Source organism: Allobosea sp. FG18 (assembly GCF_057809495.1).
On sequence record NZ_JBMDKB010000003.1, the window covers coordinates 252012 to 268256 of the forward strand.

Below are 16245 nucleotides of genomic sequence, written 5' to 3' on the forward strand. Positions count from 1 at the left end.
GGGTGGACGTTCGCCCGATTTCCGTCCTCAACGCAAGCCGAGGAAGGACAGGATTGCGAGCACGACCACGACGAGGCCGACCAGATAAATGATGTTGTTCATGAAAAACCCCCTGGCTGAATGGAGCCTTGCGGCCCGATCTGGCAGGAGGTGAACCCGGCTTGAGGGCCAAGGTTCCCGGTGGGAGCCGGGATGCAGGCGCGGCGTCATGCTCGAGCTTGAGCCCCGGGGCATCCCGGAAACCCGCATCTTCTCGTCATGAGATTCTTCGGGTTCGAAGCTCTGCTTCGCCCGAGAATGACGGTTGTACTCTCAGCCGACGACCTTGCGATAGAGATGCCAGGAGGCATGGCCGAGCACCGGCATGACCACGGTCAGACCGACCAGCATCGGCAGGCAGCCGAGCACCAGCAATCCGGTCACCATCAGGCCCCAGATCATCATCACACGCGGATTGGTCTCGACGGCGGCGACCGAGGTGCGGATCGCTGTCGGCGCATCGACATGCCGGTCGATGATCAGCGGGAAGGATACGACCGAGATCGAGAAGGCGAGGATCGCCATCAGCAGGCCGATCGCATTGCCGATCACGATCATGGTCCAGCCGTCCGCGGTCGTGAACACGGCACGCAGGAAGTCGGTGGTCGAGACATCGGCCGGCAGGCCGAGGATGCCGCGATAGAGGAACCAGGCGCTGAACAGCCAGGCCAGGAAGAGCCCGGTCAGCATTCCGCCGAGCAGGGCGATCTGTCCGATCGAGCGCGAGCGCAGCACGGCGAAGGCGTGGAGCCAGGACGAGTCCATGCCCTTCTCGCGTCGGCGGCTGATCTCGTAGAGCCCGATCGCGGCGAAGGGGCCGAGCAGGGCGAAGCCCGAGAGCAGCGGGAAGAGCAGGGGGAAGATATTGTAGCTCACGGTGAGCTGCGCCAGCAGGATGCCGGCGATGGGGTAGATCAGGGCGATGAAGACGAGGTGGCTCGGCTGCGCCTTGAAATCCTCCCAGCCGCGCAGCAGCGCCTCGGTCAGGTCCCGTGTCGTGATGGTCCTGACGCGCGGCTGCGAGAGGGCGGCAATGTCATGAACTGTGCCGTCGAGATTGGCCATGGCGTGTCTCCCGGTTCCGGCCCGGTTCGCCCTATGGCTGTCGACATGATCCTTGGCGTCAACGGCCGGCGGCGTCGAGCTTCCAATTCCCAGTTCCCGAACTATACGCGCGAAAGCCCGGTTTGTCGCAAGGCCTTCGCGCGGATGTGAGAAGCCGCCCTCCGATTTCCTCATGCGAGGTCATCCCGGACGGAGCGAAGCGGAGATCCGGGATCCATTCCGGAACTCCACCGAGACATGCTCCGGAATGGATCCCGGGTCTCCCTGCGGTCGCCCGGGATGACCCGCGTTCTTTTGGTGGGGTGAGGCTTTGGGAGCAGCGGCGCGAGGGCGTCGGTTCCTGCCCTTTCTCGTCACGATCATCTCGCCTAATGGTTTGCCATGAGCGACGCCGCAGATTCCGCCCCCTCCGAAACGCCGATCGCGGAGCTGACGCCGCGCAAGGCGAAGGCCGAGCACAAGTTGCTGGCTGCCGAAGTTCAGGCCGCGAACGATGCCTATTTCCAGGACGACCAGCCGATCATGGACGACGCGGCCTATGACGCGAAGCGTCGCCGGCTCGTTGCGCTGGAGGAGGCCTTTCCGGCGCTGAAGCAGGAAAGCGACGTCAGTGCCAAGGTTGGTGCCAGGCCGTCAGGCAAGTTCGCCAAGATCCGCCATCGCGTGCCGATGCTCTCGCTCGACAATGCCTTCTCCGACGAGGCGGTCGCCGAGTTCGTGGGGCGCGTCTACCGCTTTCTCGGCCGCAAGGAGGAAGACGGTATCGCCTTCACCGCCGAGCCCAAGATCGACGGGCTCTCGCTGTCCTTGCGCTACGAGAAGGGCGAGCTGGTTGCGGCCGCGACGCGCGGCGATGGCGAGGAGGGCGAGGACGTCACGCTCAATGCCCGCACCATTTCCGAAATTCCCGGCACGCTGGCAGGGCCGGATGTGCCTGAGATCGCCGAGGTGCGCGGCGAAGTTTATCTCGGCCATGCCGATTTCGCGGCCATCAATGAGCGCCAGCGCGAGAAGGGGCTGCCGGAATTCGCCAATCCGCGTAATGCGGCGGCGGGCTCGCTGCGCCAGCTCGATGTCAGCGTCACCGCCGCGCGACCCTTGCGTTTCTTCGCCTATGCTTGGGGCGAGATGCCGGAGCTGCCGGCGCCGACGCAGTTCGGCGTGGTCGAGACATTCCAGCGCTGGGGCTTCCGCACCAACCCGCTGATGAAGCGCTGCGAGAGCGTCGCGGAACTGATCGCGCAGTACCGGCTGATCGAGAGCCAGCGCGCGACGCTCGGCTACGATATCGACGGCGTGGTCTACAAGGTCGACGATCTCGCGCTGCAAGGCAGGCTCGGCTTCGTCTCGCGGGCGCCGCGCTGGGCGATCGCGCATAAATTCCCGGCCGAGCTGGCGACCACCGTGCTGGAGGCGATCGACATCCAGGTCGGCCGCACGGGTGCGCTCTCACCGGTCGCGCGTTTGAAGCCGGTCACGGTCGGCGGCGTCGTCGTCACCAATGCGACGCTGCATAACGAGGACTATATCCGCGGCTTCGATTCCAAGGGCCTGCCGATCCGCGACGGCACCGATATCCGCATCGGCGACACGGTGACGGTGAAGCGGGCGGGTGATGTGATCCCGCGCGTCGAGGCGGTCGATCTCGCCAAGCGGCCGGCGGATTCGAAGCCCTACGAGTTCCCGACGCTCTGCCCGGCCTGCGGCAGCCACGCGACGCGCGAGCTCAATCCCCGCAGCGGCAAGGAGGACGCGATCCGCCGCTGTACCGGCGGGCTGATCTGCCCGGCGCAGGCGGTCGAGCGGCTGAAGCATTTCGTCTCGCGCGATGCGCTGGATATCGACGGGCTCGGCGACAAGCAGATCGAGTTCTTCCATGCCGATCCCGAGCTTCCCGTCAGGGAGCCGGCGGATATCTTCACGCTGGCCACGCGCGATGCGGCGAACCTGAAGAAGCTCAAGGACAAGGAAGGCTTCGGCGCCGTCAGCGCCAAGAAGCTCTTCGACGCGATCGAGGACCGGCGTAGTCCGCCGCTCAACCGCTTCATCTTCGGCCTCGGCATCCGCCATATCGGCGAGACGACGGCGCGTCTGCTGGCGCGGCACTATGGTTCGTTCGAGGCGCTGCGGGCGGCCGGTATCGCCGCCGCCGACGAGGCCTCGCCGGAGCGACAGGAACTCGGCGCCATCGACAGCGTCGGCCCGACCGTGGTCGAGGCTCTCGTCGAATTCTTCGGCGAGCCGCATAACGAGGAACTGCTCGACCGGCTGCTGGCGCAGGTCTCGCCGCAGCCGCTGGAAGCGGTGGCCTCGGCCAGTCCCGTCGCCGGCAGGATCGTGGTCTTCACCGGCGCGCTGGAACGGATGACGCGCGATGAGGCGAAGGCGATGGCCGAGCGGCTCGGCGCCAAGGTCGCGGGCTCGGTCTCGTCGAAGACGGATCTGCTCGTCGCCGGGCCGGGGGCGGGGTCGAAGCTCAAGGATGCCGCCAAGCACGGCGTCGAGGTGATCGACGAGGCCGGCTGGTTCGATCTAGTCGGCGGCTGAGGTCTATTCTGCCGCCTCCGCCGTCGGTGTGAACATCGCGGCCGGCGCCGCTTCGCCCGCGGTCCGCACCTGGCTCGGCGCCAGCCCCGTGATGCGCTTGAAGGCGCGGCTGAACGAGGCTTCGGACTCGTAGCCGAGGCGCTGCGCCACCACTCCGATCCGCAGCTTGTCGCGGGCGAGCCATTGCCTTGCCTGATGCATCCGCACCTGCGCGACATAGCGGGCCGGCGTCTCGCCGACGACCTCGGCGAAGCGCTCCGCGAAGCCGGAGCGCGAGGCCCCCATCAGTTCGGCGAGGCTTTCGACCGTCCAGTCGGTTTCGGGATGGGCGTGGATTGCCGCCAGGACCTTGCCGATCGTCGGGCAGCGCGCCGCCGCGACCCAGCCCTTGGCGGCGCCGCAGCCGCGCTCGACCCAGGCGCGGATGATCGCGGCGGCCAGCACATCGGCGAGACGGGCGAGAATGCCGCCGGCCCCGACGCGGTCCAGCATGACCTCGCGCCCCATCGCCTCCAGCAGATGCGGGACCCCCGGCTCGTCGGCGATGAAATCGCTCATCCGCATCAGGTCGGGCATCAGGCGCAGGAGCGGGTGGTCGAGATCGACATTGAAGGTCATGCGGCCGGTGAAGAGCAGCATATGCTCGCCCGTGCCGCCGCCCTCGACGTCGAAGATATTGCCATAGGCCTCCAGCACCCGGCACTCGCAGGGCGGGGAGGCGAGGGCCTTGGGCGAGCTGGCCAGGACATGGCCGCCGCCGCGCGGCAACAGCACGGCATCGCCATCCGCGAGCTCTAGCCATTCGCCGGCCGGCGTCTTCAGCCAGCAGCTGCCGCGCGAGATGAAATGGAAATAGGCCTGATGGGTCGGCGGAAAGGCGACGCCCCAGGGCGCGGCCAACTGGCAGCGGCTGTAATCGACGCCGTCGAGCCTCAGGCCCCGGAGCATCTCGGTCAGGTGGTCGGTCGAAGCGGTCATGGCAATCTTGGACGAACGGTCATGAGATGCGGATGATATAGCATGGAAACTCCATGGAGCCACGCCCATCTTCCGGCCACCTCATGGAGAACCCCATGTCAGATTCCCTGTCTGCCACTGCACTTGAATTCGACGATACAGCCGAGGAGGCCCGCGACAAGCCGGCCTGGGCGGCCGTCACATCCCTGACCTTCGGCGTCTTCGGCCTCGTCACGGCCGAGTTCCTGCCGGCGAGCCTGCTCACCCCGATGGCCGCCGATGTCGGCGTCTCCGTCGGCGCGGCCGGGCAGGCGGTGACCGCGACCGCCGTTGTCGGCGCCATTGCCGGTCTCGCCGCGGCCATCGTGACGCGCGGCATCGACCGGCGCATCGTGATCTGGTCGCTGACCGGCCTGCTGATCGTCTCCAGCGTCATCGCTGCCGTCGCCACCAACCTGACGACGCTGCTCCTCGCCCGCGTTCTTCTCGGCATCGGGCTCGGCGCCTTCTGGTCGATGGTCGCGGCGACCGCGATGCGGCTCGTGCCGCCCAGCGCGTTGCCCAAGGCGATGTCGCTGATCTTCGCCGGCGTCTCCCTCGCCACCGTCAGCGCCGCGCCGATCGGCGCCTATCTCGGCAACGTGATGGGCTGGCGCTTCGTGTTCTGGCTCTCGGCGCTGGTCGGCGTCGCGACGCTCGTCGTGCAGATCACGGTGCTGCCGCGGCTGCCGGCGCGCGGCTCGCCCGATATCCGCACGCTGTTCCGCCTGCTCGGCCAGCCCAGCATCGCGCTCGTTCTCGCCGGCATCGTCGTGGTGATCTCCGGGCATTTCGCGGGCTTCACCTATGTCCGTCCGTTCCTGGAGCAGATCCCCAAGCTCTCGGTCGAGGCGATCTCGCTCGTCCTGCTGGCCTATGGCGTCGGCGGCTTCCTCGGCAATTTCGCGGGCGGGGCGATCACGGCGCGCAGCGCCAAGGCCTCGGTGATCTTCGGCGCATTCCTGATCGCGGTGGTGGGCGTAAGCCTGCTCTTCCTCGGCGCGTCGCCGATCGCCTCGGCCGTCGCCGTCGGGCTCTGGGGCTTCGCCTTCGGTGCGCTGCCGGTCGGCTTCCAGACCTGGCTGGTGCGGGTCGCGCCCGAGGATGAAGCCGAATCGGCGGGCGGCTTGATCGTCGCCGCCTTCCAGATCGCGATCGCGAGCGGAGCCATCTTCGGCGGCCTGCTGGTCGACGGTTTCGGGACGCTCGGCGTCATCGCCTATGCCACGATTGCGACGCTGGTCGGCGGGGCGGGCGTCCTGCTGCTGGGCTCGAAGAGCCCCGAGCGGATCGGCGCGGGCGCGGTTACGCACGCGCTCTGAAGCCTCACTCAAGAGTGGTAGATCGATCGGGCGCGTGATGCGCCCGATCACTTTTCTTCAAGACAGTATGGCGGGCTTCTGCGCTATCTTTGGGCATGCAGTCGATCTCGCAGGAACAGGCCTTGCTGGAGACCCCGCTCAGGGCGGGGGAGAGCGCGCATCTGTTCGCCGCGCGCCGCTTCGACGGGCTCGAATTCCTCGCCGCGACCTTCCGCACCCATGCTTATGCCCCGCATGCCCATGACACCTATGCGATCGGTACGATCGAGATGGGTTGCGAAATCTGGCATGCACGCGGGCAGCAGCTTCGCGCCGGCCCCGGCGACATCGTGATGAACCACCCGCTCGACGTCCATGACGGCGCGCCGAGCGAGGGCGGCTATCGCTACCGGATGAGCTACCCCTCCGTCGAACTGATGCAGGAGATCGCGGCGTCGCTGACCGGGAACGAGGCTGTCGGCACGCCGTTCTTCCGCGATCCCGTCGTGCAGGACCCAGTTGGTGCCGCCCTGTTCAGCGCCGCGCATCGCTTGTTGGAGGAAGGCACCGACGCGTTGGCCGGCGAGGAAGCTCTGCTACGCGCTTATGCCCATATGCTGGCGCGCCATGCCGATCTGACCGTGCAGGCGGTCGGACGCGAGAATGGACCGGTCGCGCGCACGCGCCGGGCGATCGAGGCGCGCTACGAGGAAGACCTGTCGCTGGCCGACCTTGCGCAGCTTGCGGGACTGCCCCGGCACCATCTGATCCGGGCCTTCCGCCGCGAGACCGGCCTGACGCCGCATGCCTATCTCATCGATGTCAGGGTCCGGCGGGCGCGCGAGCGATTGCGGCGCGGCGAGAGCCTCGGCGAGGTCGCGGCGGCAACGGGCTTCTGCGATCAGCCGCACCTGACGCGGGCCTTCAAGGCGCGGCTCGGGGTCACGCCCGGCGCCTTTCGCGCGGCGCATGCCGGCTGAATGACGAGCTTCAAGAGAACCGATAATCCATGTCCACGATGCGTGACGACATCAGGCGCGGCCTGAACGATATCTGGCCGGCTGCGGTGGCTGCGGCGCCGATCGGCCTGCTCTTCGGCGCGGTCGCGGCCAGCAAGGGGCTCTCACCCTTCGAAGTCTTCCTGATGAGCATCATGGTCTTCGCCGGCGGGGCGCAGTTCGCCGCGATCGAGCTCTGGGCGAGCCCGGCGCCGGTCGCCGCGCTGGTGTTCTCGACGCTGCTGATCAATGCGCGCCATGTGCTGATGGGGGCGTCGCTCGCGCCGAAGCTCCAGGGCTTCAGTCGCTGGCAGAAATTCCTCGGCCTCTACTACATGGCCGACGAGAACTGGGCGCTGGCCGAGAAGCGCGCCCGTACCCATCGCCTGACGCCGGCCTATTGGTTCGCGATGGTCATCCCCTTCGTCGCGGGCTGGCTGATCAACTCGACGCTCGGCGCCATGGTCGGCGCGGTGCTGGGCGATCCCAAGCGGCTCGGTGCCGATTTCGCCTTCACGGCGCTGTTCATCGCGCTTGTCGCCGCCTTCTGGAAGGGGCGGGTGACGTTCTGGACGGTCGCTGCCGCCGGCATCGCCTCGGCCGTGACCTATCGCCTGGCCGGACCGCCCTGGCATGTCGCGGCGGGAGCTTTGTGCGGCTTGCTGGCGGCCTGGCTTGCGGCCGGCGCCGAGGAGCGGCCGGTGACGAAGGAGGCCGAGGCGTGAGCGTCGACCCGATCAATCTCCTCGCCTTCCTCGGCATGGCGATCGTGACCTACTTCACGCGTGTCGCCGGGCTGGCGCTGGCCGGGCGGCTCAGCCTCTCGCCACGGGCGCAGGCCGCCTTCGACGCGATCCCGCCCGCCGTGCTGATCGCGGTGATCGCCCCGAGCGCGCTCGCGACCGGCTGGGCCGAGACGGCGGCGGCGGCGGTTACGGCGCTCGCCGCGACGCGGCTGCCGTTGCTGGGAGTGGTCGCGGTCGGCGTTGTCGCGGTGGTCGGGTTCAGGATGGTGCTTTAGTGCACCGTCATGCTCGGGCTTGAGCCCTGAGCACCTCGTGACCACTCCTGTCATTCCGGGGTGCGCCTTTAGGCGCGAACCCGGAACCCACGACTAGGTGAGCCGCCGGCCACTAAACATAAGATATCTCACCCGGTCGTGGGTTCCGGGTTCTTCGCTGCGCGAAGCCCCGGAATGACAATGGTGGTTCCAACCGCGATGCGGCAAGTTTTCTCGCGGTAGAGGCGCTTCACAGCGGCCGGCAGGCCGCTTCCAGCCACGCCTTCGCCTCGCCCTCGACCTGCGGCGAGAGCTTCTCCCAAACCTTGGCGTGATAGGCGTCGATCCAGGCGACTTCGCCGGCATCGAGCATGTCTTTCTCGATCAGCGCGCGCTCATAGGGGCACCAGGTGATCGTCTCGAAGCCGTAGATCGTGCGCTCGGCGCCCGGAATCTGCCGTTCCTCGACCACGATCAGGTTCTCGATGCGGATGCCGTATTCGCCCTGCTTGTAATAGCCGGGCTCGTTGGAGAGGATCATGCCCGGCTCCAGCGGCGTGGTGCCGAGCTTGGAAAGCCGCTGCGGCCCCTCATGCACCGAGAGATAGCTACCGACGCCATGGCCGGTGCCGTGGTCGAAGTCGAAACCGCCCTGCCAGAGCGGCAGCCGGGCGAAGGCATCGAGCTGCGCACCCGAGGTGCCCTTGACGAAGACCAGTCGTGAGATCGCAACATGGCCTTTGAGCACGCGGGTATAGCGGTCCCGCATCTCGGGCGTCGGTGTGCCGATCACCATCGTGCGGGTGATGTCGGTGGTGCCGTCCTCGTATTGGCCGCCTGAATCGACCAGGAAGATGCCGGGCTCCAGCTTGCGGTTGCTCGCCTCGCTGACGCGGTAATGCGGCAAGGCGGCATTGGGGCCGGCGCCGGCGATGGTGGTGAAGGAGACATCCTTGAGCAGGCCGGTCTTGAGCCGCTCGGCCTCGAGCGCGGCCACCGCGTCGATCTCGGTCAGGCCGCCCTTCGGCGCCTCGCGCGCCAGCCAGGAGAGGTAGCGCACCATGACGGCGCCGTCGCGGAGATGGGCCTTGCGGGCGCCGTCGAGCTCGGCCGCGTTCTTGCGCGCCTTCATCAGGGCAATCGGGTCCGTGCCGGTATCCGGCGTGCCGCCAGCCTCGCGGATCAGGGTCGCGAGCGCGGAGGCGGCGGTCGTGGCGTCGAGCCTGACCTTGGCCTTGGCTGCGCCGAGCCTGGCGATCTGCTTGTCGAGATCGGCTGGAGGGGCGATCTCGCCAACGGCGCCGATCGCATCGCCCGCCTCGTTGGTGATCTTCTCGGGCGCAAGGAAGACGGTCGGCCGGCCCTCGCGCGGGACGATGGAATAGCCGAGCGGGAGAGGGGTGTGCTCGACATCGTCGCCGCGGATGTTGAAGACCCAGGCCAGCGCATGCGGATCGGAGACGACGAGCGCGTCGACCTTGGCCTCGGTGAGCGCCTTCTGGATGCGCGCGAGCTTCGAGACGCTGTCCTCGCCGGCGAAGGCGGCCGGATGCGCCTTGACCGGCGCGGCCGGTGGGGCAGGGCGGTCGCTCCAGAGCGCGTCGATCGGGTTGGCTTTGACGGCAATGAGGCTGCCGCCGGCTGCCGCCGTAGCCTTTTCGAGCCGGGCGAGGCCATCCACCGTATGAAGCCAGGGATCGTAGCCGAGCTTGCCGCCGGCCGGCAGATTCTGCTCGACCCAGCGCTCCAGCGGCGTCTCTTCCATGCGGACCGGCGTAACGATCGCGGTGTCGGTCTGCTCGGCCGACTGGATGGTGTAGCGGCCGTCGACGATCAGCGCCGCCTTGTCAGCCAGCACCACGGCATTGCCGGCCGAGCCGGTGAAGCCGGTCAGCCATGCCAGGCGGGCCATATGGGCCGGGACATATTCGCCCTGATGTTCGTCGGCGCGCGGGACGACGAAGCCGTCGAGCCCCTGAGCGGCCAGGGCCTTGCGCAAGGAGGCGACGCGGCCCGCAACCAGCTTCGGGTCGCTCGGCTCGGAAAAGGACTGGAAACGGCAGGTCGGCAGGGTCGAATCGGTCATGGCAAGGTCCGGCTTAGGTTGCCGCATCGTCGCCTCGCGTTCGCGAAAGCGCCAGCGCAAATGCGTGGGCGAGGCACTGCCCGTTCGGTGGGACGGTGCTGCCTTGCTGCTCCGCATTGTGCCGATTGGTTATGCAATCTACGCAAATATTAATGGATATGGACGGATCGCATGCGTTTTTTGCATATCTTGCATATGCGAACATATCTTCTCGCAAGTGCGAAATGATCCCACCTTAGTCGCATAAGAGAACGAGGAAGCGACCGGGACTGTCCTTCGTTTTTCGGAGATAGACCCATGACCTATGTGTTGAACAATGCCGACGTGCTGCCCGTACCGGGCCGGAGCCATGGCGAAACCCGCGCCAGCAAGCCGGGCCTGATGCAGCGCTTCTATGCCGCGCTCGTCGTGAGCCGTGCGCGCTCCGCAGCCCGCGAGCTGCGCGCCCGCAACCTGCTCGTCAACGAGGCAGAACTCGTGCTGGGCGGCTACCCGTCCGCGACGCTGTCGAGCGACGTCGCGCTGCCTTTCAGCCGCTGAATTCACGCCGCTGCGGCCTTGAGCCGCGCAGCTGACACCCTTTGAGGACCATCACCATGATCGCCATCATCAAGCACATCTACGAACAGATCGCCGATGCCGCGAAGTTCACCGCCGCCGTCTGGCACGATGCCCGCAGCCTGCAGGCCGATGCCGAGAAGAAGTACGGCTATATCGGCTTCTGAGCCGAACGAGTAACGATCTCGCGCTTCCCTAGGGGGCGCCGGAGGTCAGGCAAGGCGGCGCGGCCTCGGGGCTGCGCCGCCTTTTTTCATGACCAGCGTCGCCCAGCCTTCGCGGAGCGAATGGCTTGCGAGATAGACGCCCTGATGCCGGTAGGCCGAGGCCACGCCGGCGACGTCCATCGCTAGCAGGCCCGACAGGATCAACGTGCCGTCGGACGAGAGCACGCGCGCGATCGATGGAGCGAGCCGCTTCAGCGGGCCGGCCAGGATATTGGCGAAGACGAAATCGAAATGGCCGGGGCGCCAGGCCTTGGCATGGCGCAGGCCCGGCGCGACATAGAGATCGAGCGCGTTCGGCGCGTGGTTGAGCCGGGCGTTATGGGCTGAGACCTCGACCGCGACGGCGTCGATATCGCCGGCGACGACCTTGCGCTTGATCTGCTTGGCGAGCGCCAGTCCGAGAATGCCGGTGCCGGTGCCGATATCGATGCCATGGCGCGGCCGGCGCTTCTTCAGTTCGGCATCGAGCGCGAGCAGGCAGCCGGCGGTCGTGCCGTGATGGCCCGTGCCAAAGGCGAGCGCGGCCTCGATCTCGATCGCGACATCGTTGGTGCGGACGACGTGCCGGTCATGCGCGCCATGGACGAGGACGCGGCCGGCGCGGACGGGCTTCAGCCCGTCGAGACTGTTGGCGACCCAGTCCTTGGTGTTGACGGTGGTGAAGGGCGTGTTGTCGACGAGCTCGCCGACGATCGGGCGCAGCAGGTCGCGCACCGCGTCCTCGTCGGGCGGGTTGGCGAAATAGATCTCGACCTTCCACGGGATGTTCATCGAGAGCGTGGTGATCCCGTCCGCGACCTCGAAGGCGGAGATCGCCGTCTCGGTCGGGTCGAAGATCTCGCCGAGCAATTCGGTGAGGGCCCGGGCCTGTTCGCCCGAGGTGGAGAGTTCGAGGACGGTCGCGACCGTCGCTGGCAGGAGGCCTTCGCGCATGCGGTGGCCTTAGCAGGCGCACCCGCCGCTGTCATCGGAAATGGCCGGAGCCGGCGCTGCTAAACCCTGCGTTCAGCATTCCCTGCTACCCGCAGGCCATGACGGCCTCGACGCGCGCGATCATCCTGAAGGCAAGCCTCGCGACTTTGCTGTCGATCGCGGCTTCGCTCGGTCTGGCGCTGACCGTCGTGCCGATGCTCGGTGGGGTCGTGGACGGCACGGCCTGGCTGATGTGCATTCTCTGTCCGTTGCTGATCGCCTGGCCGGCGAGCGCCTGGCAATTCCGGCAGGCGCAGCGCCTGAAGGACGCCCATGGCGAGATCGAGCGGCTGCACGGCGAACTGTCGGCGGCGCATGAGGCTTTGCTGGAAAGGGCCCGCCGCGACGGCCTGACCGGGCTTTTGAACCGCGAAAGCTTTCTCGCCGATCTGGAGCAGGCGATGGCGCCGGGTGGCAAGGGAACGCTGCTTTTCATCGACGCCGATCATTTCAAGCAGGTCAACGATCGCTTCGGCCATCCTGTCGGCGACGATGCCCTGCGGAGGCTGGCGCAAGCGATCACGGGCGCAGTGGGCGAGGGCGGCTTGTCCGGCCGGCTCGGCGGCGAGGAGTTTGCGGTCTATCTCCCGCGAACCGCCCTGACGGAGGCGCAGGCCGTTGCGAAGCAGGTTCTCGATGCGGTTCGGCGTCTCCGGATCGAGGCTCCCGGTGGCGAGCCGGTCAACCTGACGGTGAGCATCGGCGCCGCCGGCTGGACCGGCGGCACCACGATCGAGCGATTGATCGCCGAGGCCGACGCACAGCTCTACCGCGCGAAGATGCAGGGCCGGAACCGGGTTGTCTGCTCGCTGAACATTGCTGCGGTGGCCTGAGACACGCGCGTCAGGTGTGCTGCGCGTTCGGCGCCGCTAAGATCTGGCCGAAGGTTCCGGTCGCCTCGGCGAAGCGCGGCGGCTTGCAGCGCTCGACGATGACCTCGACGGCTGCGCTCAGCCACAAGGCATTTTCGGGAACTGCCCGCCGTCATCAGCATCGAGCGTGATCGCCAAGGTCAGGTGGCGCGGCCGCGTCAAGGCGAAGATGACGGCTTCGACGACATCGCGATTGCTGCCGCGGCTGCCCTCGCTGTCGGCAAGCTTTCGGCCGGCAGCTTCGACGTTGGCGGCATCGGCGAGATCGAGCGCGACGCGGTGTGGCTCGCTACTCGTTCGTTCGCGAATGATCGCTGCGGTATCCGACAACCCGGCCGGATTGCGGCCGCAGAGCACGACGCTGCTTCCGGCCTCGGCCAGCGCAATGGCAAGTGCCGCGCCCAGCCCGCGCCCGGCGCCGGTGATCACGGCCCGCCGACCTGCAAGACCCTTTGCCTGCATCGTCATGTCACCTTTTCGAGCCGACTGCCGGTTGGACGGCGCCTGAGCGCTCAGAGGTCCTTGGTCAGGTAGATCCGGGTCGCGCCCGGCGGCTTTGGAGCGATCTCGCCGAAAACCTGCCAGCCGAGCTTCTTGTAGAACTCGGGCGCCTGGAAGCTGATGGTGAAGAGCACGGCCTTGCTGCAGCCGCGCCGGCGGCCTTCCTCCTCGGCCATGGCAAGGATGTGGCTGCCGATGCCGGTGCCGCGCAGGCTCTTCGGCAGGTAGACGGTGTCGATGAAGAGCAGACCGAGCGAAGTGCGGCCGACAAGCCCGCCGATCGGCTTGCCCGTCTCGGGATCGGTGATGCGGATCTGCAGTTCCTGGCGATCGTGCAGGCCGATCGCCTCGTCGTTGTAGCCTTTCAGACCTTCGCCGAGCAGCTTGCGAAAGGCGTCGTCTTCGGCGTCGGTGAGGGTGATTTCGGGAGGCATTGGGATATCCGGCAAGCTGAGCTTGCTTCCTTCGTTGGTTCGCGAAGTGCGGTCAACGCGCTCCGAGCCCTTCGCAACGCAGTTCCGCTCTCCCAGCTTCATAGCGTCTGCGGTTTCCGTGCCGCATGTCCTTGTGGCGAACGCAACAGCCATTCGCCTTGTGCGGCTTACACAGAAGGCAGCCAGCACGCGCAGTTTTCGGCCGTTTGCGCTTGTGGTGCATGGCGGAAAACTAGCGAGCTGGATAACGGTGCGCCAGCGTCCTTAACCAGCCTTCTGCACGAAACTATCCAGCACCATCTTCCGGCCGGCCTTGTCGAAGTCGACGGTCAGCTTGTTGCCGTCGACGCTGGCGACCGATCCCGGGCCGAACTTGACGTGGAAGACGCGTGCGCCTTCGCCATAGGCGGATTCGCCCGATGATTTCGCCGTCAGCTCGCCCTCGATCAGGAGCGGACCGCGCTGGCGCGACGAGCCGCCGAAATTGCCCTGGCCGAAGCCGCGGCCGCTCTCGGAGAAGCCGCTGCCACCGCCGCTGTTCTTCGCCCGGTTCTCCTGCGCACGCTGCCAGCCCGGCGTGTTGTAGCTCGAGCCGAAGCTCTCCATCCGGTCGAAACGCGAGGCGCCATAGCCGCCCTGCGAATAGCTGGTCGGGGCCTGCTCGACCTCGACATGCTCCTCCGGCAATTCGTCGATGAAGCGGGAGGGCAGGCTGGTCTGCCAGAGGCCGTGGATGCGGCGGTTCGAGGCGAAATAGAGCTTCAGCTTCTTGCGGGCGCGGGTCAGGCCGACATGGGCGAGGCGGCGCTCCTCCTCCAGCCCGGCGCGGCCGCTCTCGTCGAGCGCGCGCTGGTTGGGGAACAGGCCTTCCTCCCAGCCGGGCAGGAAGACCGTGTCGAATTCCAGCCCCTTGGCGGCGTGCAGCGTCATGATCGAGACGCGCGCCTCGGCCTCGCCGTCCCCGACATCCATGACCAGCGAGACGTGTTCGAGGAAGGCCGGCAGGTCCGGGAATTCGTCGAGCGAGCGGACGAGTTCCTTGAGATTTTCGAGGCGCCCGGCGGCGTCGGCCGAACGGTCCTTCTTCCACATCTCGGTGTACCCGGACTCTTCCAGTACCAGCTCGGCGAGCTCGCCCTGCGGCATGTGCTCGGCGCGCTTCGACCAGCGGCCGAAGGCGTCGACCAGCTCGCGCAAGGCCGTGCGGGCCTTGGGCTTCAACTCGTCGCTCTCGACCGCGGCGCGGGCCGACTGCATCAGCGAGAAGCCGGTGGCGCGGGCGTGGTTATGCAGGAGCTGGACCGTCGCGTCGCCCAGCCCACGCTTGGGCACGTTGACGATGCGCTCGAAGGCGAGATCGTCGGTCGGCGACACCACGCAGCGCAGATAGGCGAGCGCGTCGCGGATTTCGGCACGCTCGTAGAAGCGCGGGCCGCCGATGACGCGATAGGGCACGCCGGCCTGGACGAAGCGCTCTTCGATCTCGCGCATCTGGGCAGAGATGCGCACGAGCACCGCGACCTCGGCGAGATTATATTTCTTGGCCTGCATCGCCTCGATCTCGTCGGAGATCAGGCGGGCTTCCTCCTGGCTGTCCCAGGCGCCGGTGATAGTAACCTTCTCGCCGAGCGCATCCTCGGTGCGCAGCGTCTTGCCGAGGCGGCCTTCGTTACGGGCGATCAGCTTGGAGGCCGTGGCGAGGATATGGCCGGTCGAGCGGTAGTTGCGCTCCAGCCGGATCACGGTCGCGCCGGGAAAATCGTGCTCGAAGCGCAGGATGTTGTCGACCTCGGCGCCACGCCAGCCATAGATCGACTGGTCGTCGTCGCCGACGCAGCAGATGTTGCGGCGGCCCTGAGCCAGAAGGCGCAGCCAGAGATACTGCGCCGTGTTGGTATCCTGGTACTCGTCGACGAGGATGTAGCGGAAGCGGTCGTGATAGGTCTGGAGCACGTCCGGATAGTCGCGGAACAGCGTCAGGCAGTGCAGCAGCAGATCGCCGAAATCGACGGCGTTCAGCGCCTTCAAGCGCTCCTGGTAGGCGGCATAGAGCTTGCCGCCCTTGCCATGGGCGAAGACGGCAGCCTCGCCCGCGGGCACGTCCTTGGGGCTAAGGCCGCGGTTCTTCCAGCTATCGATGAACCCCGCCAGCATCCGGCCGGGCCAGCGCTTCTCGTCGATGTTCTCGGCCTGGATCACCTGCTTCATCAGGCGGATCTGGTCGTCGGTGTCGAGGATGGTGAAGTCGCTGCGCAGGTCGAGCAGTTCGGCATGGCGGCGCAGGAGCTTGGCCGAGATCGAGTGGAAGGTGCCGAGCCAGGGCATGCCCTCGGCGACCGGGCCGACGAGGTGGGCGACGCGCTCCTTCATCTCGCGCGCCGCCTTGTTGGTGAAGGTCACGGCGAGAATCTGCGAGGGATAGGCGCGGCTGGTTGAGATCAGGTGGCCGATGCGGGTGGTCAGCACGCGGGTCTTGCCGGTGCCGGCGCCGGCGAGCACCAGAACCGGGCCGTCCGTCGCCTCGACCGCCTGGCGCTGCTCCGGGTTCAGCCCTGCGAGATAGCCGGCCGCCGGCTGCGCGGCAGCGCGCGCGGCGAGGCCGCCGGGGCGGGGCGAAGGAGCGGAAAAGGGGTCTGCGTCGGACAAGGG

15 protein-coding genes are annotated in these 16245 nt (G+C 67.3%); 8 read left to right on the forward strand and 7 right to left on the reverse strand.

What is annotated here, in order from left to right; translation table 11 throughout:
* Window positions 1–312 precede the first annotated feature (312 nt).
* Complete coding sequence (locus ACODTJ_RS05290) at window positions 313–1104, reverse strand: DUF2189 domain-containing protein (RefSeq protein ID WP_454656161.1); 792 nt, start codon at window positions 1102–1104, stop codon at window positions 313–315.
* A 381-nt stretch (window positions 1105–1485) separates the two neighbouring features.
* On the opposite strand from ACODTJ_RS05290, the gene ligA reads away from it, so the two are divergent.
* Entirely contained in the window at window positions 1486–3651 is a 2166-nt protein-coding gene (gene ligA, locus ACODTJ_RS05295; protein ID WP_454656162.1) for an NAD-dependent DNA ligase LigA, read from the forward strand.
* 3 nt (window positions 3652–3654) lie between these two features.
* On the opposite strand, the gene ACODTJ_RS05300 is transcribed toward ligA, so the two are convergent.
* On the reverse strand, window positions 3655–4629 hold the full coding sequence (locus ACODTJ_RS05300) for an AraC family transcriptional regulator (RefSeq protein ID WP_454656163.1): 975 nt from the start codon (window positions 4627–4629) through the stop codon (window positions 3655–3657).
* Window positions 4630–4724: 95 nt separating this feature from the next.
* On the opposite strand from ACODTJ_RS05300, the gene ACODTJ_RS05305 reads away from it, so the two are divergent.
* The 4 genes from ACODTJ_RS05305 to ACODTJ_RS05320 all read left to right on the forward strand — a co-directional run bounded on the left by ACODTJ_RS05305 (window position 4725) and on the right by ACODTJ_RS05320 (window position 7967).
* Window positions 4725–5969, forward strand: coding sequence for an MFS transporter (locus ACODTJ_RS05305; RefSeq protein WP_454656164.1), 1245 nt, complete (start codon window positions 4725–4727; stop codon window positions 5967–5969).
* 122 nt (window positions 5970–6091) lie between these two features.
* Window positions 6092–6928: an AraC family ligand binding domain-containing protein gene (locus ACODTJ_RS05310; protein ID WP_488847788.1), complete on the forward strand. Its 837-nt coding sequence runs from the start codon at window positions 6092–6094 to the stop codon at window positions 6926–6928.
* A gap of 29 nt (window positions 6929–6957) precedes the next feature.
* Window positions 6958–7671 carry an AzlC family ABC transporter permease gene (locus ACODTJ_RS05315; protein ID WP_454656166.1) on the forward strand — a complete coding sequence of 238 codons (714 nt, stop codon included), beginning with the start codon at window positions 6958–6960 and terminating at the stop codon, window positions 7669–7671.
* Window positions 7668–7967 carry an AzlD family protein gene (locus ACODTJ_RS05320; RefSeq protein WP_291653072.1) on the forward strand — a complete coding sequence of 100 codons (300 nt, stop codon included), beginning with the start codon at window positions 7668–7670 and terminating at the stop codon, window positions 7965–7967. Before ACODTJ_RS05315 ends, ACODTJ_RS05320 begins: the two co-directional genes overlap by 4 nt.
* A gap of 229 nt (window positions 7968–8196) precedes the next feature.
* Here the strand turns inward: ACODTJ_RS05320 and ACODTJ_RS05325 are convergent, their stop codons facing one another.
* Window positions 8197–10032 (reverse strand): aminopeptidase P family protein, encoded by a 1836-nt coding sequence (locus ACODTJ_RS05325; RefSeq protein WP_454656167.1) that lies wholly within the window; start codon window positions 10030–10032, stop codon window positions 8197–8199.
* Between the two features lie 297 nt (window positions 10033–10329).
* Here ACODTJ_RS05325 and ACODTJ_RS05330 point away from each other — a divergent pair, with 297 nt between their 5' ends.
* Together ACODTJ_RS05330 and ACODTJ_RS05335 are read left to right on the forward strand one after the other, a co-directional pair.
* Window positions 10330–10572 carry a hypothetical protein gene (locus ACODTJ_RS05330; protein ID WP_454656168.1) on the forward strand — a complete coding sequence of 81 codons (243 nt, stop codon included), beginning with the start codon at window positions 10330–10332 and terminating at the stop codon, window positions 10570–10572.
* A gap of 56 nt (window positions 10573–10628) precedes the next feature.
* On the forward strand, window positions 10629–10757 hold the full coding sequence (locus ACODTJ_RS05335) for a hypothetical protein (RefSeq protein WP_257734498.1): 129 nt from the start codon (window positions 10629–10631) through the stop codon (window positions 10755–10757).
* A gap of 45 nt (window positions 10758–10802) precedes the next feature.
* Here the strand turns inward: ACODTJ_RS05335 and ACODTJ_RS05340 are convergent, their stop codons facing one another.
* Window positions 10803–11750: a 50S ribosomal protein L11 methyltransferase gene (locus tag ACODTJ_RS05340; RefSeq protein WP_454656169.1), complete on the reverse strand. Its 948-nt coding sequence runs from the start codon at window positions 11748–11750 to the stop codon at window positions 10803–10805.
* A gap of 98 nt (window positions 11751–11848) precedes the next feature.
* Between ACODTJ_RS05340 and ACODTJ_RS05345 the strand changes: the two genes are divergently transcribed.
* Window positions 11849–12622 carry a GGDEF domain-containing protein gene (locus ACODTJ_RS05345; RefSeq protein WP_454656170.1) on the forward strand — a complete coding sequence of 258 codons (774 nt, stop codon included), beginning with the start codon at window positions 11849–11851 and terminating at the stop codon, window positions 12620–12622.
* A gap of 117 nt (window positions 12623–12739) precedes the next feature.
* Here the strand turns inward: ACODTJ_RS05345 and ACODTJ_RS05350 are convergent, their stop codons facing one another.
* From ACODTJ_RS05350 to ACODTJ_RS05360, 3 genes are all read right to left on the reverse strand, one after another.
* A complete protein-coding gene (locus tag ACODTJ_RS05350; RefSeq protein WP_454656171.1) occupies window positions 12740–13129 on the reverse strand; it encodes an SDR family NAD(P)-dependent oxidoreductase in 390 nt (129 codons plus the stop codon).
* Between the two features lie 44 nt (window positions 13130–13173).
* Entirely contained in the window at window positions 13174–13596 is a 423-nt protein-coding gene (locus ACODTJ_RS05355) for a GNAT family N-acetyltransferase (protein ID WP_454656172.1), read from the reverse strand.
* A 264-nt stretch (window positions 13597–13860) separates the two neighbouring features.
* Window positions 13861–16242, reverse strand: a complete 2382-nt coding sequence (locus ACODTJ_RS05360; protein WP_454656173.1) for an ATP-dependent helicase — start codon at window positions 16240–16242, stop codon at window positions 13861–13863.
* Window positions 16243–16245: the final 3 nt, after the last annotated feature.

Bases quoted from the DNA above. Each gene is read 5' to 3' on its own strand.
- ACODTJ_RS05330 (WP_454656168.1), top strand. From the start codon at position 10,330: ATGACCTATGTGTTGAACAATGCCGACGTGCTGCCCGTACCGGGCCGG.
- ACODTJ_RS05325 (WP_454656167.1), bottom strand. From the start codon at position 10,032: ATGACCGATTCGACCCTGCCGACCTGCCGTTTCCAGTCCTTTTCCGAG.
- ACODTJ_RS05290 (WP_454656161.1), bottom strand. From the start codon at position 1,104: ATGGCCAATCTCGACGGCACAGTTCATGACATTGCCGCCCTCTCGCAG.
- ACODTJ_RS05350 (WP_454656171.1), bottom strand. From the start codon at position 13,129: ATGACGATGCAGGCAAAGGGTCTTGCAGGTCGGCGGGCCGTGATCACC.
- ligA (WP_454656162.1), top strand. From the start codon at position 1,486: ATGAGCGACGCCGCAGATTCCGCCCCCTCCGAAACGCCGATCGCGGAG.
- ACODTJ_RS05340 (WP_454656169.1), bottom strand. From the start codon at position 11,750: ATGCGCGAAGGCCTCCTGCCAGCGACGGTCGCGACCGTCCTCGAACTC.
- ACODTJ_RS05355 (WP_454656172.1), bottom strand. From the start codon at position 13,596: ATGCCTCCCGAAATCACCCTCACCGACGCCGAAGACGACGCCTTTCGC.
- ACODTJ_RS05335 (WP_257734498.1), top strand. From the start codon at position 10,629: ATGATCGCCATCATCAAGCACATCTACGAACAGATCGCCGATGCCGCG.
- ACODTJ_RS05305 (WP_454656164.1), top strand. From the start codon at position 4,725: ATGTCAGATTCCCTGTCTGCCACTGCACTTGAATTCGACGATACAGCC.
- ACODTJ_RS05345 (WP_454656170.1), top strand. From the start codon at position 11,849: ATGACGGCCTCGACGCGCGCGATCATCCTGAAGGCAAGCCTCGCGACT.
- ACODTJ_RS05315 (WP_454656166.1), top strand. From the start codon at position 6,958: ATGTCCACGATGCGTGACGACATCAGGCGCGGCCTGAACGATATCTGG.
- ACODTJ_RS05300 (WP_454656163.1), bottom strand. From the start codon at position 4,629: ATGACCGCTTCGACCGACCACCTGACCGAGATGCTCCGGGGCCTGAGG.